Below are 20802 nucleotides of genomic sequence, written 5' to 3' on the forward strand. Positions count from 1 at the left end.
CGCGGCGGGCGCGTGACAATCACGCCAGGGGTTAAGTTTTGGACAGGGTTTTCTCGTTCTGGATCGATCGTGGCGGCACGTTCATCGACGTGATCGGCCGCGCGGACGACGGCGAGGAGGTCTCGGCCAAGCTCTTGTCCGCCTCGCCAGCCTATGAGGACGCGGCCGTGGAGGCGATGCGGCGGATCCTCGGTGCGGCGCCCGGCGCGCCCTTCCCGGCGGACCGGGTCTCGGCGATCAAGATGGGGACGACCGTCGCCACCAACGCCCTGCTGGAGCGTTGCGGCGCCCGCACCCTCTTCGTCACCACCGCCGGCTTCGCCGACGCGCTGCTGATCGGCGACCAGGCCAGGCCCGACCTGTTCGCGCTCGACATCGACCGACCCCGGCCGCTCTACGACGGCGTGGTCGAGGCGACAGAACGCCTGGCCGCCGACGGGGCGGTGGTGGCGCCGCTGGATGGCGCGGGCTTGCGGGCAAAGCTGGAGATGGCCGTGGCCGAGGGCTTTACCTCCGCCGCCATCGCCTTCCTGCACGCCGACCTCAATCCCGCCCACGAGCAGGCGGCCGGCGAGATCGCACGCGCCGCAGGGTTCGAATTCGTCGCGCTCAGCTCCGAGGTCTCGCCCCTGCCCCGCTTCGTGCCCCGCGCCGAGACGACGGTGGCCGACGCCTATCTCACGCCGGTGCTTCAAGCCTATGTCCGCCGGGTGGCGGATGCCGTCGCGGGCGCGCCGCTCTACTTCATGACCTCTGCCGGTGGGCTGGTCCGGGCCGAGGCGTTCCGCGGCCGCGACGCCGTGGTCTCCGGCCCGGCAGGCGGGGTGGTGGGCGTGGCGCGCACGGCGGCGCAGGCGGGCGCTGACGCCGTGCTGGGCTTCGACATGGGCGGCACCTCCACCGACGTCTGCCGCTTCGCCGGCCAGCTGGAACGCCGCGACACGGCGCGGGTGGCGGGCGTGAAGCTGCGCAGTCCCATGCTGGACGTGGAGACCGTGGCGGCGGGCGGCGGGTCGGTCCTGATCTTCGACGGCATGCGCGCCCGCGCCGGGCCGGCCAGCGCCGGCGCCGATCCCGGCCCGGCCTGCTACGGCCGCGGCGGGCCGGCGGCGGTGACGGACGCGAACCTGGTGCTGGGGCGGCTGGACCCGCGCTTCTTCCCCGCCGTGTTCGGGCCGCGGGGCGATGCGCCCCCGGATCCCGCCGCCAGCCGCGCGCGCCTGGAGGCGCTGGCCCGCGAGATGGGCGCGGCGGACGTGGAGACCGCCGCCGAGGGCTTCGTCGCCGTGGCGGTGGAGCAGATGGCCCAGGCCGTGCGCCGGATCTCCACCGAGCGCGGCTTCGACCCGCGCGAGCACGCCCTGGTGGCGTTCGGCGGGGCCGCCGGACAGGTGGCCTGCCAGACCGCCGAGGCGCTGGGCGTCGGCGAGGTGCTGTGCCCGAAGTATGGCAGCGTCCTTTCGGCGTGGGGGATCGGGCAGGCCCAGGTCTCGGCCCTAAGGCAGGCCGGCGTGGAGGCGCCGTTGGCGACGGGGCTGGTCGCGGCCCGGACGGCGCTGGACAACCTCGAGGCCGGGGTGCGCGCCGACATGGCCGCCCAGGGCGCGGAAGCGGGCGAGATCCGCCGCGCCCTGCGCCTGCGCTACGACGGCGCGGACGCCGAACTCCCCGTGGCGCTGAGCGATGCGGCGGCCGCCAAGGCCGCCTTCGAAGCCGCCCACCAGCGCCTGTTCGGCTTCATCGAGCCCGACCGGCCCATCCTGATCGCCGCCGTGGAGGCGGAGGCGGTCGACCGGTCATCCTCACTACCCGAGACGGTGAGCCGTACGAACAGTCTGCGGGCGGGGCCGGAAGACGACGGGGCGCAGGTCCGCATCTTCGCCCAAGGCGCCTGGCATGAAGCACCGGTCGTGGCCGCCGACGCGCTCACGACGATCGACGGCCCTGCGCTCGTGGTCCGCGCCGACACCCAGATCGCGGTCCTGCCGGGCTGGCGTGCGTCGGCGGACGCCGAGGGCCTGATCCGCCTGGCCCGGACCGGGGCTGCGGCGCGCCAGGCCATCGCCCTCGACCGCCCCGATCCGGTGACTCTGGAGCTGTTCAACCGCCGCTTCATGGGGGTGGCCGAGGCCATGGGCGCGGCGCTGGAACGCACGGCCCACTCGGTGAACATCAAGGAGCGGCTCGACTTCTCCTGCGCCCTGTTCGACGCCGATGGCGGCCTGGTGGCGAACGCGCCGCACATGCCGGTCCACCTGGGCTCCATGGGCGCGTCGGTCCGCGCGGTCCGCGACCGCCATCCGGACCTGAAGCCCGGCCAGGCCTTCGCCCTGAACAACCCCTACGCGGGCGGCACGCACCTGCCCGACATCACGGTGGTCATGCCGGTGTTCATGGCGCCGACCGATGCGCAGGCCAGCTTCTACGTCGCCGCACGGGGCCACCACGCCGACGTCGGCGGGATCCAGCCGGGGTCGATGCCGCCGTTCTCGCACACCATCGACGAGGAGGGCGTGATGCTGGACGCCCTGCCGATCATGCGGGACGGCCGGTTCCTCGACGCCGAGGTGCGCGCGGCGCTAGCGGCGGGCCCCTGGCCGGCCCGGGCGCCGGACCGCAACCTCGCCGACCTGAAGGCCCAGGTGGCGTCGTGCCAGGCCGGGGCCGCTGCCGTGGCGGAGATGATCCGCACCTACGGCGCCGCGGCCGTCGCCCGCTACATGGGGTTCGTGCAGGATAACGCCGCCGAGGCCGTGCGCCGGGCCGTGGACCGCCTCTCCGACGGGCAGGCCCGGGTCCCCATGGACGGCGGCGGCGAGATCGTGGTGCGCACCACGGTCGATGCGGCGGCGCGCGAGGCCACGCTCGACTTCACCGCCAGCGCCGACCAGCTCGGCTCCAACTTCAACGCACCCTCGGCCATCGTCGACGCGGCGGCGCTCTACGTCTTCCGCACTCTGGTGGACGACGATATCCCGCTGAACGCGGGCTGCCTGAAGCCTTTGAAGATCCTCACCCGCGACGGCTCGATGCTGGCCCCGCGCCCGCCCGCCGCGGTCGTGGCCGGCAACGTCGAGACCAGCCAGCACGTGGTGGACGCGCTCTACGCCGCGCTCGGGGTGATGGCCAACGCCCAGGGCACGATGAACAATTTCACCTTCGGCGACGAGCAGCGGCAGTACTACGAAACCATCTGCGGCGGGGCCGGGGCGACCGCCGGCCACGAGGGCGCCAGCGCGATCCATACCCACATGACCAACTCTCGCCTGACCGACCCGGAAATCCTGGAACGCCGGTTCCCGGTGCGCGTGGAGGCCTTCGGGGTGCGCGCCGGATCGGGCGGCGCGGGCGCCCGGCGGGGTGGCGACGGGGCGCTGCGACGCATCCGGTTCCTCGCGCCCATGGAGGCGGCTCTGCTGTCCTCGCGCCGGGACCACGCGCCCCAGGGCCTGGCGGGCGGCGCGCCCGGCCTTCCCGGCCGGCAACGTTTGATCGCCGCATCGGGGACGGTTAGTGAACTTCCCGGCTGCTTCTCCGTTACGGTGGAGCTTGGCGACGCGATCGAGATCGAGACCCCCGGTGGCGGCGGTTTCGGCCCCGTGAACTAGGTCCGGCGCAAAGCTGACAAAATAAACGCACACAAGGTCCTGAATGACGCCGTTCGCAATTGCACTCGCCCTGTTCGCCCAGACCCCCGAGGTCGCCGCGCCCGCCCCTGAAGCCCCCGCGCCAGCCGAGGATCGCCTGCCCGCCGGCGCGCCAAGGGAAGACTACCAGTTCGTGGCCTGGTGCTACGGCGCCCTGCGCGGCTATCTCGACATGCACGACGAGATGATGCCGGAAGTCACCCGCATCGAGAGCCAGTTCCGCAAGCCCGGCACCAAGCTGGAGGACGACCTGAAGGTCTACGCCCAGATGCAGAAGGACGGGCGCGCCCAGCTCAAGTCCTTCCAGACCGCGCTGACCGCCGCCGAGAAGGCCTCGGTGCGCCCGATCAACACCCTGGGGGCCAACGCCGTGCGCCAGGGCCGGCAGATCTGGAACACCGGCCCGGACGTCACCAAGGCCCGCAAGGCGCAGGAGTGGATGAGCTGGGCCCTGCCCGCGCGTTGCGAGACCGTCTCCGCCTCGTTGGAGACCCGCGCCAAGCTGATGGGCGCCACGTTCAAGGTGAACGAGGAGCCGCCGGCCCCCGCCGAGACTCCCGCGGTCGAACCGGCGCCCACGGAGGGCGAGCAGACCTCGCCGGACCCGACGAACTGATCCTGGCGTTCGCAGGCTCGGACCCATGCTCGAGCTTGCGGGGCTCTATCTGATCGCCATCAACGCCGTGACGTTCGGGGCCTTCGCCCTCGATAAACGGGCTGCCGGACGGCGGGCCCGGCGCGTGCCCGAGCGGCGGCTGCTGACGCTGGCGGCGCTTGGCGGCTCGCCCGGCGCGCTGATCGGCCAGCAGGTGCTGAGGCACAAGACCCGCAAGGAGCCTTTCCGGACCTGGCTCTGGACGATCGTCGGCGTCCAGGCGCTGGGGCTGGCCGCCCTGGCCTACCTGCTGCCGAGATAGGCGGCGAGCCGCTCCAGCCCCGCGGCGTTCTTCTCGGGCCGGGCGGCGAAGCACCAGCGCAGCCAGCCCTCGCCCTCCGGGCCGAAGGCGACGCCCGGCGCAAGACCCAGTCCGACCTGGGCGATCAGGTCCTTGCAGAGCGCCAGGGAGTCCCTGCAGCCCTCGAGCCGGAAGAAGGCATATAGCCCGCCGTCAGGCATGGGCGCCTCCACGCCCGGCAGGGTCCGGAGCGCACCCACCACCTGGTCGCGGGCGGCCGCCAGCTCGGCCCGCAGTTCGGCCACGACCGGCTCACCCTGCTCCACGGCGACCCGCGCGCCTTCCTGGACGAAGTCCGGCGCGCAGGAGGTGTTGTACTCGATCAGGACGCCCAGCCCCTCCATGAGCGCGGGCGGGCAGGCCATCCAGCCCAGGCGCCAGCCCGTCATCCGCCAGGCCTTGGAGAAGCTGTTCACGCCGATGACCCGGTCCTCGGGCGTGGCCAGGGGCAGGAACGACGGGGCGTAAGGGCGGTCGAAGGTCAGGCGCTCGTAGACGTCGTCGCAGATCAGCCAGATGCCGTAGCGGCGGCAGCGTTCGAGGATCGCCGCGCGCGCCTCCGCCGGCAGGGTCCAGCCGGTGGGATTGTTCGGGGAGTTGAGGATCAGCGCCCGCGTGCCGGGCGTCAGGGCGGACATGAGCCGGTCCATGTCCAGGCGCCAGCCGCCCTGGCCGGCCTCGACCGGCACGACCTCGACCGCGCCCGATAGGATCTTGGGGATCTCCACCACATTGGGCCAGATCGGCCCAACCACCACCGTCCGTTCGCCGGGCGACAGCACCAGCTGGGCGGCGAGCATCAGCGCGCTGACCCCGGCGCTGGTCACCGCGATCCGGTCCGCTCCGATCGGTGCGCCGTGCAGGCCGGCGAGGTAGCGGGACAGCGCCTCGCGCAGCTCGGGCCGGCCCAGGTTGTGGGTGTAATAGGTGCGGCCCGCCAGAAGCGCGTCGGATGCGGCCTGGCGGATGAACCCGGGCGTCGCCTGGTCGCCCTCGCCGAACCAGAAGGCCAGGATGTCGTCCCGCCCCATGCCGGCGTTGGCGACCTCACGAATCCTGGAGATCCGCAGGTCCTGGATTTCGGGGCGCGGCGTGGGGGCGAACATGCCCTTAAGTCTTACAGCTTCCGCTTCTGCGCCAGCGCCGTGCAACTCGCCGAGCCGATGTGGCCGTCGGCGTCGTGCAGCAGGCAGTCACCGACCGCGACGCCGTCCGTTGCCCCATGCGTCAGGCTCTCGAACCCGATCCACTCGCCCACCGGTTCGCGGTGCAGGTACACGGTGACGTCGGTGTTGATGTAGCCCAGGCCCTGGTCGCCCACATGCGCGAAGGGGCTGGCGAAGTCCGCGGCCACGGCGACGCGCACGAAGGGCGTCAGCGGATCGCCGTCCACCACCTCGCGCACTTCCGCCATCCACAGACGGCGCGGCTCGACCCCGCGCATCTGGCCGGAGATCGGCTTCACCTTCCACATGCTGCCCATCGGACCCTCGGGGGCCTGAGGCAGGTCGTCCGGGTGCGGCGCGCCCCAGGGCTCGCGCTTCCAGACCTGGCCGGGCGGATTCTCGGTCTTGCGCAGGAGCTGGCAGGTGGCGCGGCCGGCGCTGACCCCGCCGGAGATGAACTCGGCGTCGATGACCTTGATCCGGTAGCCGTCCTTGACCGTCCGGGTCACCACCTCCACCGGCGACAGGTCGGGCAGCTTGTACATGTCGACCGTGAGGCGGGCGGGCATGTACTCGGGCGAGCCGTGGCGCCGCTCGATCTCGGCGCCCAGCAGGCCGATGATCACCCGGCCGTGCAGCGAGTTCTTGTCCCAGGGGCCGATGCCGGCCGTGGTGGGGACGAACAGGTCGCGGTCTTTTCGAAAGAAAGGTTCGTTCTTCATGCGCCGGCGACCATGCCGGAAGCGCTCAAGCTTGGGTAGCCGGCTCGGCCTCGGTCTCGCCCTTCGCCAAGATGGCGGTCACCGCCATGTCGCCGCTGACATTGCCCAAGGTGCGGAAGATGTCCGGCGCCACCTCCACCGCCAGCAGGATCGGCAGCAGGTCGATGGGCAGGCCAAGCGCGATGCAGATCGGCGCGACGCTGACGATGAACGACACCTGCCCCGGCAGGCCCACCGAACCGACGCTCACCGCCAGGGCGACGAACACGGCTCCAGTGTACTGCAGGAGCGAGGGCTGGAGCCCGTAGACGTGCGCCACGAAGATGCAGACCGCCAGGTTCACCGCCGGGCTGGTCATCCGGAACACCGCCACGGCCAGGGGCAGCACCAGATTGGCGATCCGCTGCGGCACGCCCAGGTCGTCGCGCGAGCGCTCGACCATGGCCGGCAGGCAGGCCAGGGACGACTGGGTGGCGAAGGCCGTGGCCAGCACCGGCGAGGTGGCCTGGGCCCAGCGGCCGAGCGGAACGCGGCCCACCGTCACCGCCAGGACGTAGGCGACGATGGCGATCACCAGGCCGGTGAACGAGGCCACCACGATGTACTGCCCGAGGATCCCCGCCGCGCCCACGCCCGCGCGGAGCCCCACGCCCAGACCTAGGGCAAACACCCCGATCGGCGCGGCCAGCAGCACCCAGCGGACGATGACTATCATCGCCTCGCCCATGGCCTGGAACACGTCCAGCAGGGTGCGGCCCCGCGCGTCGGGCAGGCGCGTGAGGGCGAAGCCGGTGAAGACGGCGAAGACCACCACAGGCAGGATCGCATCCTCCGCCGCGGCCTTGATCGGGTTGGCGGGCGCAAGGCTCTTCACCCAGGCCACGAAGTCGGGGGCCGTGGCGATGTCGGCAGGCGGCGCCTGGGCGCCGGCGCGCAGCGCCGCGGCGGCGGCCTCGCCCACGGGCCAGACCGCCAGCATGCCGTTGACCAGCAGGACGGCGGTGACCGCCGAAACGAGCAGGAGGCCCACGAACCAGAGCACCGCGCGCATGGCCAGCCGCCCGGTGGCCGCTGCGTCCGACACCTGGGCGATGCCGGTGACCAGGACGGCGAAGATCAGCGGCACCACGGTCATGCGCAGCGCATTGAGCCAGAGGCCGCCCAGCGCCTCGAAGCCCTCGATCGCCTGCCGCGCGGGATCGCCGCCGTAGGCCGCGGCGACGGCGCCGACAGCGAGGCCGGCGGCCAGGGCGATCAGCACCTGGACGCTCAGGGATCGTAGGAATTTCAAGGTCGCCGCGCTCCGTGATTCCAGGACGTCCGGATTGCGGGCGATCTGGCCCGGCGTCGGCGCCGGCGGCAAGCGCTTAGGTTAGGCGGCGCGGTTCTCGTAGCGCATCGCCAGGGACGCGGGCTCGGAGCCATCGGCCGCGCGCAGGCGGTCGGCCACATCGCGCAGGGCGGCGTCCTGGTCCGCGAAGCGGCCCAGTTCACGATCCTCGCTGCGGACGATCCACTCGCCCGCGCTCTCAACAACTTCGAAGCGCATTGCAGTCCCGTTTCCTGCAACCGGCTGTTACGGAACCGGTCACACGACAACAATGGCGCGTATCGTCGCAGAGCTTCACCTTAGCCGTACCGGAACCTCGACGTCGCAGACGGTGAACGCCGCGCCCTTTGCCTGGCGGAGCGCCGCGACGCGGGCCTGGAACGCGGGGCCACGGGTGTCCATCACCTCCAGCCTCGGCCGTTCGGCCTGCGGGATGTCGGCCAGCATGCGGACCTTCAACATGAGGTCCGGGACCTTGGGCGGCTCGCCGACCGCCACCGCCATCACCGCGTCACGCCCCGACACCACCCGGCCGACGACCGTGTACTCGTGGTCGAGCCGCCGGGACGGGCCGCGCATGAAGAATATCTCGCTGTTGGCGGTCCCGGGATCGGCCTGGCGGCCCATCCCCACCACGCCGGGGCAATAGGCGCCCCAGCCCCGCAGCCGCCCGTCCGGCCCCCGCGCCTGCTCCGCCGCAGAGACCGCCTGGAACGGGGTGGCGCCGACGAAGCCCTCACGCGCGTCGCTGCGCTCGACGACCACGACGGCCGCCTCCGCCGGGATGCGGAAGCCGAACTCCGGCGGCAGGTCCGGGTGACGGGAGGTTCCGCCGTCGCGGTTGTCCGGATTGCCGGTCTGGGCGACGAAGCCGTCGATCACCCGATGGAACTGCAGGCCGCTGTAAACTCCCTCCCGGGCCAGCAGCCGGATGCGCTCGACCGCCCTGGGCGCGAACTCCGGGCGCAATTCGACCACGACCTGCCCCTTGGTGGTCTCGACCACCAAGGTGTTCTCCGGATCTAGCGGCCGCCAGTCACCTGCCGGCGCCGCCGCAATCAGGCCCAGGGCAGCCACGCAAATTCCGAAAAGCCGAAGCATCCGCCCCTCCCCGCCGCGGCGTGAGAGGGGCAGGCGCCGCGCGCGCGGTCAATACTTCCGGCAGAGCAGGTCGCGCAGGACGCTGGAGCGCCCCACCCGTTCGCCGTCGGGACCCACGGCCTCCCGGGCCCGCTCGCTCGAGTCATACCAGACCGCCGGACCCAACCCCTGGCGGCGGCAGTACATGTCGGCGCCCCGGCCGCCCGCCGCGACGTCGAGGCCGCCCAGCGTCGGACGGGGAAAGAACACCGTGACCGCCCCCTCGGTCCCGCGCGCGCCGGGAGCACCCGGGAAGCCCGGCCCCGGCCCGCCGCCCGGCCGCCCGGCCGGCTCGATGGACGACACCTGCTCCATCAGGCCCAGCGTGTTCAGGTTAGGGAGCTCGCCCCTGACCTCCTGGCACCGGCCTTTGAAGTTGTCGTGCTCGCAGATCAGCCAGCGGCCCTCGAACCGTGCGCTCCGAGCCCGGTCGTTGAACCGCCACCTGCCCAGGTCCGGCGCGGACTGGGTGATGGTGACCGAATTGCCCTGGAAGTTGGGCTGGTCGTAGAGGGTGGCCGATCCACTGCGGAACGGCTGGGCTTCGGCCGCGCCGGTCAAGGCGAGCGCCGCGAGCGCGGCGATGCAGAACGTCTTGGTCATCTCGGGCCTCCAACCCATTGCGCCGCCAGTTGAGCTTGACCGCAATGAACCGCGGCTGAAGCGCGCGGATAGGCGCAGCTTCATTGTTACCACCGAGGAGATAATCTTATGCGGTTCGGCAGATTTATCTCCGGAATGGACCGACTATCTTCACCTCCGAAGACGGCGCGGCGGCCCGCGCCCGACAAGGGAGAGTTTGAAATGATCGACCGCAGACCCTTCGCGCGCCTCGGCGGCGCCGACCACGGCTGGCTGAAGGCTCGCCATCACTTCTCGTTCGCCAACTACTACGATCCCGAGAACATGGGCTGGGGCCCGATCCGGGTGTGGAACGACGACGAGATCGCGCCGAACTCCGGCTTCCCGCCCCACCCGCACTCAGACATGGAGATCATCACCTACGTCCGGACGGGCGCGATCACCCACAAGGATAGCCTGGGCAACGAAGGCCGCACCGCGGCGGGCGACGTTCAGGTGATGAGCGCGGGCACGGGCATCCGGCATGCCGAATACAACCTGGAACCCGAGACCACGACGCTGTTCCAGATCTGGATCGAGCCGTCCGATCGCGGCGGACGGCCCAGCTGGGGCGCCAAGCCGTTCCCCAAGGGTGACCGGGCGGGCAAGTTCGTCACCCTGGCCAGCGGCGTTCCCGGCGACGAGGACGCCCTGCCGATCCGCACCAACGGGCGCGTGTCCGGCGCGACCCTGCGGGCCGGCGAGACCACGGAATATGTGCTGGGCAAGGACCGGCACGCGTACCTGGTGCCGGCGGTGGGCGCCGTCGAGGTCAACGGGGTTCGTCTGAACGCCCGCGACGGCGCGGCGGTGAGGGACGAGGAGGTCCTGCGGGTCACGGCCCTGGAGGACGCCGAAATCGTTCTGGTCGACGCCGCCTGATCCCGGCGCGTCGGCGGCAGACGCGATTAGGCCCGCGGCTTGGGGGTGGCCGCGGGCCCTTTCGCACGTCCGCTTATCGAAGGGAGAGCTAGCGGGCGGCGAAGGTCTTGGACGCCTGCTCGAGCCGGGCCGAGCGGATGGCGGTGACCTTTTCGGAGAGTTCTTCCTTGACGGCCACGCGGCAGGCGGCAGCGACGCTCAGGCTGCGTTCTTCGCGGCAGAAGTCGCGGGCGGCGTAGTCGGCGCGCTTGTCGAAGGTCGCCATGCCCTGGGGGCTGAGCAGGTTGATGTCGGCGATCTTGACGGAGGCGGGGGCGGCCAGGGCCGAGGCCGGCAGCGAGGCGATGGGCAGGGCGGCCAGGGCAAGCATGGCGAAGCCGGAGATGCTGTTGGTCAGGTTCATGGTCGTTTCCTTCGGAGCGGTGTGCTCCGGCGGTGTTGTCCGCCGGCGAGGAAACGAATACTTCGGGGCGCTCCCGAATTCCCGTGAATATGGAGTAATGACGCCGATTTAAGAAAATTACAGCAGCTTAATACTTTAACCGCCCGTAATGTTCGAGATCAGTGAAGACAGGTCGGCTCCACCACCGTCTGGTCCCATTCGCCGTCGGCGTCGCAGACCAGGACCGGCCAGGGCATTTCGATCAGCCGCACCCAGTCGCTGGCGGCCGCCAGGGCCTCGTCACGGGTCTCATAGGCGCCGAGCTCGCCGGCTTCGGCGTCCTGGAGCACCCAATGGCCGCTGCGGGCCCGCACGGTGAAGTCGAACATGGGTTTTCCCCTCAACCTGCGAAGGATTCTGGGGATAAGTGGTTTCCAAAGCACGAAGACCCCGCGTCGCACCCCGTGCGACCCATGCGCGCAGGGAACCAAGGTCAAGCTCGGCCCGTTGAGTTCGCGAATGGCGCGGGGGAAGGCATGCACGCAGTGCGCGAAGGCTATACCCAGCCCGCGACATTCAGGCGATGTTCAACTACAGAAGTGTGAAAGAGCCGATGCCGGATGACGCTGGCCATCGAGTTGGAGTGCATGGAATGACCGTTCAGGCGAACCTCGAGGGGCTACGCGTCCTCGTGGTCGAAGACGAGATGATGGTGTCCATGCTGATCGAGGACATGCTCAGCGACCTCGGTTGCACGGTCGTGGGGCCCGCCTCGCGCCTCGATGAGGCGATCGAGCTGGCCAAGGCGGCCGAGCTGGACTGCGCGGTCCTGGACGTGAACCTGGGCGGCCAGCCGATTTTCCCGCTGGCCGACCTGCTCCGGGAGAAGGGCGCGCCCTTCGCATTTGCCACGGGATACGGCGATGCGGGACTTCGCGATGTCGACAGGGGCTCGCCGGTGCTGCAGAAGCCCTTCCGCGAGGGCGATCTGGCCCGCGTGCTGGGCGAGCTGAAGGCGCGCTAGACCCGCGCTACAGGTACGGGAAGGCCTGACCGGCCCAGTCGGTGATCAGCAGGCTCGTCGAGCCCAGCAGCGTTGAAATCGCCAGCAGCAGTTTCACGGTCTTGTCTCCTTTCCGCCGGCTCGACGCCGGTGACGCAGGAGATACGGTGGAGCCTGACCGTCCGGTAGTTACCTTTTGTGCATAATGGTTCTGCGCTTTTGGAAAGGGTCTACATACCTTTGGCTATCAGCCCGGCCAGCAGCTTGTCCGGCGTGATCGGATAGTCACGGACGCGGACGCCGCAGGCGTTGTAGATCGCATTGGCCACGGCGGCCCCGGCGCCGGAATTCCCCAGTTCGCCGACGCCCTTGATCCCCATCGGGTTCGCCTTGTCGTCGACCTCGTCGAGCATGATGGCCTCCAGGTCTCCGATGTCGGCCTGGACCGGCACGAGGTACTGGGCCAGGTCCTGGCCGATCAGCGAGCCGTGGCGCGGATCCACCGCATTGCCTTCGGTCAGCGCCGAGCCGACCCCCCAGATCATGCCGCCTGTCAGCTGGCTTCGCGCCGTCTTCTCGTTGAGGATCCGGCCCGCGGCGAAGACACCCAGCATCCGGCGGACACGCACCTCCCCCGTCACCGGATCGACGCCGACCTCGCAGAAGTGGCTGCCATAGGTCTGGGTGCTCCATTCGCGCATGTCCGGCGGGGGACGGCTGTCGCCCTCGGCCGTCAGCCCGTCGGGCGCGGCGCGGCGGACCAGGGCCGCCAGGGTCTCGGACCGGTTCTCGATCGCCACCACGCCGTCCTGGAAGGTCACCCGTTCCGGATCGCCGCCGTAGAGCGGCGAATTAGGGTCGCCAGTGGCGAGTTCGGCGATGGCCCTGCGCAGGTTCATCCCCGCCGCCAGCGCCGCCGAGCCGGCCGAGGCCGCGCCGAACTGGCCGCCCGACCCGGGCGCCGGGGGCAGCTCGCTGTCGCCGATCTCCACCTTCACCACGCCCAGCGGCACGCCCAGGGTCTCGGCCGCGATCTGGGCCAGGACGGTATAGGTTCCGGTCCCGATGTCGGTCATGCCCTGGCGGACGGTGATCACGCCCTCCGCGTCGACCGAGAAACTGCACTTGGCGGGTAGCAGGAAGTTGCCGCGGATCGCCGCGGCCATTCCCAAGCCCACCAGCCAGCGTCCGTCGCGCACCTGGCCCGGCGTGGGCAGGCGCCGGTCCCAGCCGAACATCTGGGCGCCTTCGCGCAGGCAGCGGACAAGCTGGCGCTGCGAGAAGGGCCGGCCGTTCTCGGGGTCGACAGCCGGCTCGTTGCGGATGCGCAGCTCGACCGGGTCCAGGCCGAGTTGTTCGGCCAGCTCGTCCATGGCGCATTCCAGGCTGAGCGTGCCCGACGCCTCGCCGGGCGCGCGCATCGGCCCGGCGCCCGGCAGATCTAGCTTCACCAGCCGGTGTCCCGTCAGGCGGTTGGGGGCTGCATAGAGCGCGCGGGCGAAGTTGGAGGCGTGCTCGGTGAACGTCCCGTCCTGGTGGCAGTGGGTCCAGGTCATGATCGAGAAGGCGTTGAGGCGGCCGTCCTTCTCGGCGCCGAGCCGCACCCGCTGCACCGTCGCCGGGCGGTGGATCGTACCGTGCATCATCTGCTGACGGCTGAAGGCCACCTTCACCGGGCGGCCCAGGGCGCGCGCGGCCAGCGCCGCCAGCGTCAGGTCGTCGTAGGTCTGGCCCTTCCCGCCGAAGCCGCCGCCGATGTAGCGGGTCAGCAGGTGGACGGCGTCGCGGTCGATGCCCAGCGTTTCGGCCAGCCCGTGCTGCGCCGGCTTCACCATCTGGACCGAGGTGTGGGCGATGCACTTGTCGCCTTCCCACCACGCAAGCGAGGCGCAGGGCTCCATCTGGCAGTGGTTCTGGATCGGCGTGGACCAGGTCTCGTCCAGCGTCACGGGCGAGGTGGCGAACCCGGCGTCGAAATCGCCGATCTCCACGTCCTGCTCGCCGGGCGGCTGGCCGGCGTCGGGCAGCCGCGCGCTGAAGTCCACGTCCGGCGTCCCGGCCTCATAGCTCAGGCGCACCAGGGCCGAGGCGGCGATCGCGTTTTCCCAGGTGTCGGCGACCACCAGCGCAACCGGCTGGCCCCAGTGGGTGACCCGGTCGCTCTCGAGCGCCGGCCGCGAGCCGGCGGTGCTGCGCGGGTGCGCCTTCGTCCCCCGCGGCGGCTGGGGCGGAACGTTGAGGTGAGTCCAGACCGCCAGGACGCCCGGCGCGGCCTGAGCCTCGGCCGTGTCCACGGCGGCGATCCGGCCGGTGGCGATAGCCGACCCGACCATGACGCCATAGGCCGGGGGCGACGGCGGCCGGACCTCGTAGGCGTAGGGCGCCGTGCCCGTGACCTTGAGCGGACCTTCGTAGCGGTCGACCCCCTTGCCGATCAGGCCCGAGCGGTTCGTCGTGACGGGGTTGGGCGCCGCCCAGTCGTGCACCGAGCTCATGCCGCCTCTCCCGAAATCTCTTGCACCGCCGCGGCGAACAGCCGGGTGGTCAGGGGGACCTTGAACGCATTGAGTTCGCCGACCGAGGCGTCGGCCAATTCGGCGGTCATGGCTTCCGTGGGGGACGCCCCCGCCGCGAGGGCCGCCTCGGCGGTGACGGCGCGCCAGGGCTTGTGCGCGAGGCCGCCCAAGGCGACCTGGCCGCCCGCGATGGCGATGCTGGCGTGCGCGGTGGCGTACGAGGCCCGGTCGCGGGCCTTACGATAAATCTGCCCGCCCGGGGGCGGTGGCGGCAGCACCACGGCGGTGATCAGCTCGCCCGGGATCAGGTGGGTCTCGATGTGCGGCGTCTCGCCCGGGAGCCGGTGCAGCTCCATCAACGGGAAGCGCCGGGTATCGCCGGCGGGCGTCTGGGTCTCGACGTCCGCGCCCAACGCGACCAGGGCGACCGCCATGTCGGAGGGATGGACGGCGATGCACGCGGTGCTCGCGCCCAGGATCGCGGTCTCGCGGCTGACCCCCTCCAGCGCCGCGCAACCCGCGCCCGGCGTGCGCTTATTGCAGGGTTTGGTGGTGTCGTAGAAGTACGGACACCGGGTCCGCTGGAGCAGGTTGCCGCCGGTGGTCGCCTTGTTGCGCAGCTGGCCCGAGGCGCCCGACACGATGGCTTGGGTCAGGACCGGATAGTGCTCGCGGACACGCCGGTCGCCGGCCACCTGGCTGTTCGTGGCCATGGCGCCGATCCGCAGGCCACCGTCCGCGTCCTCGACTCCCGCCAGCGGCAGGCGGCTGACGTCGATCAGGTGCTGCGGCCGCTCGATCTCCAGCTTCATGAGGTCCAGCAGGTTCGTGCCGCCGGCGAGGAAACGCGCGCCCGGCGTCTGGCTGGCCTCCCGGACCGCCTGACCCAGGTCGGTGGCGCGCTCGTAGGTGAAGGGCCTCATGATTCCGCCTCGGCCACGGCGGCGATCGCGGCCACGATCTGCGGATAGGCGGAGCAGCGGCAGATGTTCCCGCTCATCCGCTCGCGGATCTCCTCGCCGTCCAACACCGCATCGGCGCGCACGTCCCGGGTGGCGTGGCTGGGAAGCCCGGCCTCCACCTCGCGCAGCATGCCCACCGCCGAACAGATCTGGCCCGGCGTGCAATAGCCGCACTGATAGGCGTCGTGAGTCAGGAAGGCCTGCTGCATCGGATGCAGATGCTCCGGCGTTCCCAGCCCCTCGATCGTGGTGACCTCGTCGCCGTCGTGCGCCACAGCCAGCGAAAGGCAGGCGTTGATCCGCACGCCGTTCACCAGGACCGTGCAGGCGCCGCACTGTCCGTGATCGCAGCCCTTCTTCGTGCCCGTTAGCAACAGGTGCTCGCGCAGCGCATCGAGCAGCGTGGTTCGCGGGTCGAGGTCGAGCGACCGCGCCTCGCCGTTGACGGTGATGGTCGTCAGCAACCCGTCCCCTCCAGATTTGTCGGCCGCGCTTGAGGCGCGCGGCTCTCGAAACACAAGTGTGCGCCTCAGCCCTCGCCGGGCGCCAGCGCCTTCACCGACAGGGCATGCACCGGGCCGGCCAGCTCGTCGGCCAGCGCCTGGTAGACCATCCGCTGTCGGGCGACCCGAGGCGTGCCCGAGAATGCGGGCGACTCGATGGTCACGTTGAAATGGCTTTCCCCACCCTCGCGCGCGCCCGAGTGGCCCGCATGCCGGTGGGAGTCGTCGACGATCTCCAGCCGCGTGGGCTGGAAGGCCGCCGTGAGCTTGTCTTGGATCGTTTCAAATATGGCGCCCATCGGCCGCATCTTCAATTCTTGCAGGGAAGTTTCTCCCCCCCATACTTGGCCCATGCCCGGCGCGTTTCAATACAAGCCAAAGTTCGTGGATATCCGCGTCCGCCCGCCGTCCGAAAAGGACGAGTCGGAGGAGGACGTCCATGCCCTTAAGCCCGGCGAGCGGGCCTGCGACCACCCCGGCTGCCGGCGACCGGCGACGGCGCGCGCGCCCAAGGCGCGGGACATGCTGAACGAACACTACTGGTTCTGCCAGCCGCATGCGGCCGAGTACAATCGCAACTGGAATTTCTTCGCGGGCCTGCCCGAGGCCGAGGTGCGCCGGCGCCAGCAGGAAGAGCTGATGACCGGCGGGCGGCCCACGTGGGAGATGAAGGCGGGGCGGATGAGCCGCGAGGCTGCCGCCTTCACCGCCAAGTTCGGCAGCGGCGAGGGCTATCGCGACCCCTTCAACATGTTCGGCGGCGGCGGCCAGCAGGCGCGCAGGCCCGAGCCCGAACGGCGCAAGCTGGGCAAGATCGAGCGCAACGCCCTGGCCGACCTGGACCTGGACGAGGACGCCGACAGCGCCAAGATCCGCGCCCGCTACACCGAACTGGTGCGCCGGCTGCACCCCGACGCCAACAACGGCGACCGCTCCGGCGAGCACCGGCTCCAGCGGGTGATCCGCTCGTACCAGGCCCTCCGAAAGGCGGGGATGGTCTAGGCGGCCGACCGCAGCCGGGCCGGCGCGCTGGCGGCGACGGTGAAGCCGCCGATCAGGCGCGACAGGTCCGCGCTCTGATTGTGCAGGGTGTGGGTCGCAGCGGTGGTTTCCTCCACCATGGCGGCGTTCTGCTGGGTCAGCTGATCCAGCTGGTTCACCGCGATGTTCACCTCCGAGATCGCCCGGGTCTGCTCCTGCGCGGACGAGGCCATGTCGGCCACCAGGGTGTCGATGGCGCCGACCCGTTCGGAAATGGCGCTCAGCGCCTCGCCCGTCTGTCCGACCAGGGCCACGCCGGCCTGCACGTGCGCACCGGACTCGTTGATCAGGGTCTTGATCTCCTTCGCCGCCTGGGCGGAGCGCTGGGCCAAGGCCCGCACTTCCGAGGCCACGACCGCGAAGCCCTTGCCGGCGTCACCCGCCCGGGCCGCCTCAACCCCGGCGTTGAGGGCCAGGAGGTTGGTCTGGAACGCGATTTCGTCGATCACCCCGATGATCTGGCCGATCTGGCTGGACGAGCCGTTGATCTGGTCCATGGCGCCGATGGCCTGGGCCACCACGTCGCCGGAGCGCTCGGCGTCGGACTTCGCCGCCGCGACGATCCGGCTCGCGTCCTGGGCGCTCTCGGCGCTCTTGCGGACGGCGGCGGTGATCTCTTCCAGGGCCGCCGCGGTCTCCTCAAGACTGGCGGCCTGCTGCTCGGTGCGCCGGGAGAGGTTGTCGGCCGCCGAGCCGATCTGTGCGACGCCTTGAGTGACCACGTGCGTCACGTCGACGGCGGAGCCCATGGCCTGTTCCAGGGCGCCGACCGCGGCATTGAAGTCATCCTTCACGCCCGCGAACTCCGGCGCGAGATCGGCGTCCACGCGGGCCCGCAGGTCGCCTTGCGACAGGCGCGACAGGGCCTGGCCGAGGGCCGCCATGGCCGCGTCCTGATCGCGCTTGGCGGCCACCTGTTCGGCGTGGAGCCGCTCGCGCTCCGCCCGCAGGCTCTCGAGGTAGATCGAGATCGCGAAGTCCATGTCCAGGAACACGGCCTTGACCAGGGTCGCCGTGGCGTCGGCGGTGTCCTCTGCGCCCTTGGCCCGGCCGCCGAAGCCCTTGGGCCAGCGGCTTTCCACCAGGCGCCGCAGCAGGTTCTCGATGATCAGCGCGTAGCCGGCGATGTACCAGCGCGGTTCCAGCCCGATGCGCGCGTGAGTCTGGCCGATCGTCCGTACGCCGGTGACATAGGCCTCGTCGAACCGACCCTCGGCGATGGTGCTCCAGTGCCCGCCCTGCGCCCTCTGGGCCGCCGCCATGTGACCGGGGTCCTTGAAGAACCGGGCGACCTGCGGCGTCTGGGCGATCTTGGCGTAGAAGGTGGTCAGTGCGGGCTGGATCTCCGCCGCGATGAACGGCTGCAGCGATCGGAGCGTCTCGCGCGCCTTGCTGTCCAGGCCGATGAAATCCAGGCGTTCCTTGACGGCGTAGGTGTCGGTCACGGGGGAGATCCTTTCGTCCCCTCGCACTAGCCAATCCAGGGGTTAACGCTGGTTTGCAGCGCGCCTCCCGCCCCTGCGACGAATTGGCAAGCTATGCCTTTACGCCCCAAACCCCACCTAATCGGAGATCCGCGTTAGGGTAACGGAGAACCCGAAGCGGCGCGGAGGCGGCGCCCGCAGGCCCGTTTCACGTCGTCGCCTGCGCCGCGAGGCCGGCCTGGGCCAGGCCAAGGACGCCCCCCGGATTCAGGGAATCGACCATCGCGGTGGGGAGCAGGATGGTGGCCCCGCCCTCCTTGGTGGTCTCGTAGATGATGTTCATGGCGCGCAGCTGGAGCGCCGCCGGCGAGCGGCCGTAGATCTCCGCGGCCTCCACGAGCCGGGCGGCGACCTCCTGCTCGGCCTGAGCCAGCGCGACCCGGGCCAGGCGCTCGCGTTCGGCCTGGGCCTGGCGGCTCATGGCGTCCTGCAGGCCGGACGGGACCCCGATGTCGCGGATTTCCACCGAGATCACCGAGATGCCCCAATCGGCGGTCTTTCGCCCGATCACTTCGCGGAGGATCTCGTCGCCCTTGGCGCGTTCGGCCAGCAGCGTCGCCAGCAACGATGAGCCCACGATCTCCCGCAGCGACGTCTCGGACACCTGGGCGATGGCGCGCCGGTAGTCCTGGATCTCCAGGGCGGCCCGCTCGGTGTCGTGCACCTGCCAGAACACCACCGCGTCAATGTTGACCGGCACCGTATCCTTGGAGAGCGCCTGCTGGGCGTTGAACTCGGTGGTCTGGATGCGCTGATCGATCCAGTAGGCGACCTGATCCACGACCGGGATGATGAAGAAGAGGCCGGGCCCGGCGATGCGGTCCAGCCGGCCCAGGCGCAGGACCACCGCCCGCTCCCACTGGTTCGCCAGCATCAGGGTGACCGGGATGAGCGCGCCGAGAAAGATCAGGATAGCCCCGACCCACTTGGCCGTCGGTCCCGTCACGGCCACAGCCAGGATCACGCCTCCGGTGATGGCCAGGCTGGCAAGCACGATAGCGAGCGGGTTGGCTCCTCGCAACTTCGGGGCTCCCCCGAACTCGAGCCTGAGATTGGGGCTGGCGGCGTTCATCATCGGACTTCCTCCTTCGCGGCGGCGAGCGCCGCGATCTTCTCGGCCAGCGCCAGGGGATCGACCCCGGCGGCGGCGGCGGTGGCCAGGGCCTGGCGGGCGAGCCGCTCGACCTCGGCGGCGTGATCGGGGCCCTTGAGGGCGGCGGCCGGCTCGGCGACGAAACTGCCCCGGCCGCGGACGAGCACCAGCGCGCCCGCGCGCTCCAGCTCGTCATAGGCATGCCGCACGGTGTTCAGATCGATCCGGAAGGCCACAGCCACCTGGCGCATGGTCGGCATCTGGTCGCCGGGCTTCAGCAGGCCCGCGCCCATGGCCTGAAGGAACTGCTCGCGAAGCTGCACATAGATCGGGACGCCGGTGCCCTCGATCCGGATGCGGCCCAGCAATTGCTCCTGTGTATGCATACACTCATACAATCACGGCAGATGGCCGGGGTCCATTCAAATCGGATGGGTGACTCCGGCGCGGGCTCAGCGCAGGTTTGCGGCAACGACAACGGACCTGAGGAAACCCCCGATGATGCTCCGCCTGCTGGCCTCCGCTGTGGCGGCCGCCCTGCTGGGACAAGCCGGCGCCGCCCAGGCCGCCAAGGCCCCGCCGAAGGGCGTGGAGCTCTACGCCCTGGATTGCGGGCGGCTGACCATGGAGAACGCAGACGGCTATGCCGACGACGGCGCCTACAAGGGCCGGTCGGCGACCATGGTGGTGCCCTGCTATCTGGTTCGGCACCCCAAGGGCGACCTCCTGTGGGACACCGGCGTCCCGCAGACCATCGCCGACCTGCCGAATCGCACCGCGCCTGGCGGGATCGTGGTCGAGCGCAAGCTGACCGATCAGCTTGCGGAACTCGGCCTGGCCCCAGCCGACATCGAATTCCTCTCGATCTCTCACAGCCACTTCGACCACATCGGCAACGCCGGCCTGTTCGCGGCGTCCACCTGGATCGTCGACGCGGACGAGCGGGCCCACGCCTTCCGCCCCGCGGCGCGCTCGAACGCTCAGGGCTTCGCCGCCTATTCTGCGCTCGAAACCGCCAAGACGGTGCTGATCGAGGGCGACGGCGATCACGATGTGTTTGGGGACGGGTCGGTGAGGATCGTGCAGACCCCCGGCCATACGCCCGGACATGCCGTGCTGCTGGTCAAGCTCAAGTCGGCGGGGCCGGTCCTGCTCACCGGCGACATGTGGCACATCGCCGAGAGCCGGCCACAGCGCCGCGTACCCCGTTTCAACACCGACCGCGCCCAGACCCTGAAGAGCATGGACAAGGTCGAGGCGCTGGCTCGCGAGACCGGGGCCCGCGTAGTGCTGCAACATGTGCCCGCCGACTTCGACGCCCTGCCGAAGTTCCCCAAGCCCCTGCGGTGAGGAC

At 70.7% G+C, this 20802-nt stretch carries 22 protein-coding genes; 7 read left to right on the top strand and 15 right to left on the bottom strand.

What is annotated here, in order from left to right:
* Positions 1-38 precede the first annotated feature (38 nt).
* Genes A2790_RS02040 through A2790_RS02050 form a run of 3 tightly spaced genes read left to right on the top strand, consistent with a single transcriptional unit; the run spans position 39 to position 4564 of the window.
* Positions 39-3608 carry a hydantoinase B/oxoprolinase family protein gene (locus tag A2790_RS02040; RefSeq protein ID WP_293387098.1) on the top strand — a complete coding sequence of 1190 codons (3570 nt, stop codon included), beginning with the start codon at positions 39-41 and terminating at the stop codon, positions 3606-3608.
* 43 nt (positions 3609-3651) lie between these two features.
* The gene (locus tag A2790_RS02045) at positions 3652-4263 is read left to right on the top strand and encodes a hypothetical protein (RefSeq protein ID WP_293387100.1); all 612 of its coding nucleotides are present in this window, start codon (positions 3652-3654) and stop codon (positions 4261-4263) included.
* Between the two features lie 25 nt (positions 4264-4288).
* Positions 4289-4564 (top strand): DUF1294 domain-containing protein, encoded by a 276-nt coding sequence (locus A2790_RS02050; RefSeq protein WP_293387102.1) that lies wholly within the window; start codon positions 4289-4291, stop codon positions 4562-4564.
* Here the strand turns inward: A2790_RS02050 and A2790_RS02055 are convergent.
* From A2790_RS02055 to A2790_RS02080, 6 genes are all read right to left on the bottom strand, one after another.
* Positions 4546-5709 carry a pyridoxal phosphate-dependent aminotransferase gene (locus tag A2790_RS02055; RefSeq protein WP_293387104.1) on the bottom strand — a complete coding sequence of 388 codons (1164 nt, stop codon included), beginning with the start codon at positions 5707-5709 and terminating at the stop codon, positions 4546-4548. The two genes, A2790_RS02050 and A2790_RS02055, sit on opposite strands and share 19 nt — an antisense overlap.
* A gap of 11 nt (positions 5710-5720) precedes the next feature.
* Positions 5721-6491 carry an acyl-CoA thioesterase domain-containing protein gene (locus A2790_RS02060; protein ID WP_293387106.1) on the bottom strand — a complete coding sequence of 257 codons (771 nt, stop codon included), beginning with the start codon at positions 6489-6491 and terminating at the stop codon, positions 5721-5723.
* A gap of 25 nt (positions 6492-6516) precedes the next feature.
* Complete coding sequence (locus A2790_RS02065) at positions 6517-7782, bottom strand: dicarboxylate/amino acid:cation symporter (RefSeq protein ID WP_293387108.1); 1266 nt, start codon at positions 7780-7782, stop codon at positions 6517-6519.
* 81 nt (positions 7783-7863) lie between these two features.
* A complete protein-coding gene (locus A2790_RS02070) occupies positions 7864-8040 on the bottom strand; it encodes a hypothetical protein (protein ID WP_293387109.1) in 177 nt (58 codons plus the stop codon).
* A 75-nt stretch (positions 8041-8115) separates the two neighbouring features.
* Complete coding sequence (locus tag A2790_RS02075) at positions 8116-8922, bottom strand: peptidylprolyl isomerase (RefSeq protein ID WP_293387111.1); 807 nt, start codon at positions 8920-8922, stop codon at positions 8116-8118.
* A 48-nt stretch (positions 8923-8970) separates the two neighbouring features.
* On the bottom strand, positions 8971-9564 hold the full coding sequence (locus A2790_RS02080) for a beta/gamma crystallin-related protein (RefSeq protein WP_293387113.1): 594 nt from the start codon (positions 9562-9564) through the stop codon (positions 8971-8973).
* Between the two features lie 201 nt (positions 9565-9765).
* Here A2790_RS02080 and A2790_RS02085 point away from each other — a divergent pair, with 201 nt between their 5' ends.
* Entirely contained in the window at positions 9766-10464 is a 699-nt protein-coding gene (locus A2790_RS02085) for a pirin family protein (protein WP_293387115.1), read from the top strand.
* 88 nt (positions 10465-10552) lie between these two features.
* Here the strand turns inward: A2790_RS02085 and A2790_RS02090 are convergent, their stop codons facing one another.
* Both A2790_RS02090 and A2790_RS02095 read right to left on the bottom strand, forming a co-directional pair.
* Positions 10553-10867, bottom strand: coding sequence for a UrcA family protein (locus tag A2790_RS02090; RefSeq protein WP_293387117.1), 315 nt, complete (start codon positions 10865-10867; stop codon positions 10553-10555).
* Between the two features lie 158 nt (positions 10868-11025).
* Entirely contained in the window at positions 11026-11235 is a 210-nt protein-coding gene (locus tag A2790_RS02095; protein WP_293387119.1) for a hypothetical protein, read from the bottom strand.
* 263 nt (positions 11236-11498) lie between these two features.
* Between A2790_RS02095 and A2790_RS02100 the strand changes: the two genes are divergently transcribed.
* On the top strand, positions 11499-11870 hold the full coding sequence (locus A2790_RS02100) for a response regulator (protein ID WP_293387121.1): 372 nt from the start codon (positions 11499-11501) through the stop codon (positions 11868-11870).
* Between the two features lie 209 nt (positions 11871-12079).
* Here A2790_RS02100 and A2790_RS02105 read toward each other — a convergent pair whose 3' ends face one another.
* From A2790_RS02105 to A2790_RS02120, 4 genes are all read right to left on the bottom strand, one after another.
* Entirely contained in the window at positions 12080-14344 is a 2265-nt protein-coding gene (locus A2790_RS02105; RefSeq protein ID WP_293387123.1) for a xanthine dehydrogenase family protein molybdopterin-binding subunit, read from the bottom strand.
* Positions 14341-15288: a xanthine dehydrogenase family protein subunit M gene (locus A2790_RS02110; RefSeq protein WP_293387125.1), complete on the bottom strand. Its 948-nt coding sequence runs from the start codon at positions 15286-15288 to the stop codon at positions 14341-14343. Before A2790_RS02110 ends, A2790_RS02105 begins: the two co-directional genes overlap by 4 nt.
* The gene (locus A2790_RS02115) at positions 15285-15791 is read right to left on the bottom strand and encodes a 2Fe-2S iron-sulfur cluster-binding protein (protein ID WP_293387127.1); all 507 of its coding nucleotides are present in this window, start codon (positions 15789-15791) and stop codon (positions 15285-15287) included. The genes A2790_RS02110 and A2790_RS02115 overlap by 4 nt, the downstream gene beginning before the upstream one ends.
* Positions 15792-15856: 65 nt before the next feature.
* Entirely contained in the window at positions 15857-16129 is a 273-nt protein-coding gene (locus tag A2790_RS02120; protein ID WP_293387129.1) for a BolA family protein, read from the bottom strand.
* A gap of 52 nt (positions 16130-16181) precedes the next feature.
* Here A2790_RS02120 and A2790_RS02125 point away from each other — a divergent pair, with 52 nt between their 5' ends.
* Positions 16182-16832, top strand: a complete 651-nt coding sequence (locus A2790_RS02125) for a DnaJ domain-containing protein (RefSeq protein ID WP_293387131.1) — start codon at positions 16182-16184, stop codon at positions 16830-16832.
* On the opposite strand, the gene A2790_RS02130 is transcribed toward A2790_RS02125, so the two are convergent.
* From A2790_RS02130 to A2790_RS02140, 3 genes are all read right to left on the bottom strand, one after another.
* Positions 16829-18316 carry a globin-coupled sensor protein gene (locus A2790_RS02130; protein ID WP_293387133.1) on the bottom strand — a complete coding sequence of 496 codons (1488 nt, stop codon included), beginning with the start codon at positions 18314-18316 and terminating at the stop codon, positions 16829-16831. The genes A2790_RS02125 and A2790_RS02130 overlap by 4 nt on opposite strands.
* A 187-nt stretch (positions 18317-18503) precedes the next feature.
* Positions 18504-19430 carry a slipin family protein gene (locus A2790_RS02135; protein ID WP_293387134.1) on the bottom strand — a complete coding sequence of 309 codons (927 nt, stop codon included), beginning with the start codon at positions 19428-19430 and terminating at the stop codon, positions 18504-18506.
* Positions 19427-19834: a GntR family transcriptional regulator gene (locus tag A2790_RS02140; protein WP_293387136.1), complete on the bottom strand. Its 408-nt coding sequence runs from the start codon at positions 19832-19834 to the stop codon at positions 19427-19429. The genes A2790_RS02135 and A2790_RS02140 overlap by 4 nt, the downstream gene beginning before the upstream one ends.
* 112 nt (positions 19835-19946) lie before the next feature.
* On the opposite strand from A2790_RS02140, the gene A2790_RS02145 reads away from it, so the two are divergent.
* Positions 19947-20798, top strand: a complete 852-nt coding sequence (locus A2790_RS02145; RefSeq protein ID WP_293387138.1) for an N-acyl homoserine lactonase family protein — start codon at positions 19947-19949, stop codon at positions 20796-20798.
* The last annotated feature ends 4 nt before the right edge of the window (positions 20799-20802 follow it).

This window comes from Phenylobacterium sp. RIFCSPHIGHO2_01_FULL_69_31 (genome assembly GCF_001824475.1).
In the GTDB taxonomy this organism is placed as follows: domain Bacteria; phylum Pseudomonadota; class Alphaproteobacteria; order Caulobacterales; family Caulobacteraceae; genus Phenylobacterium.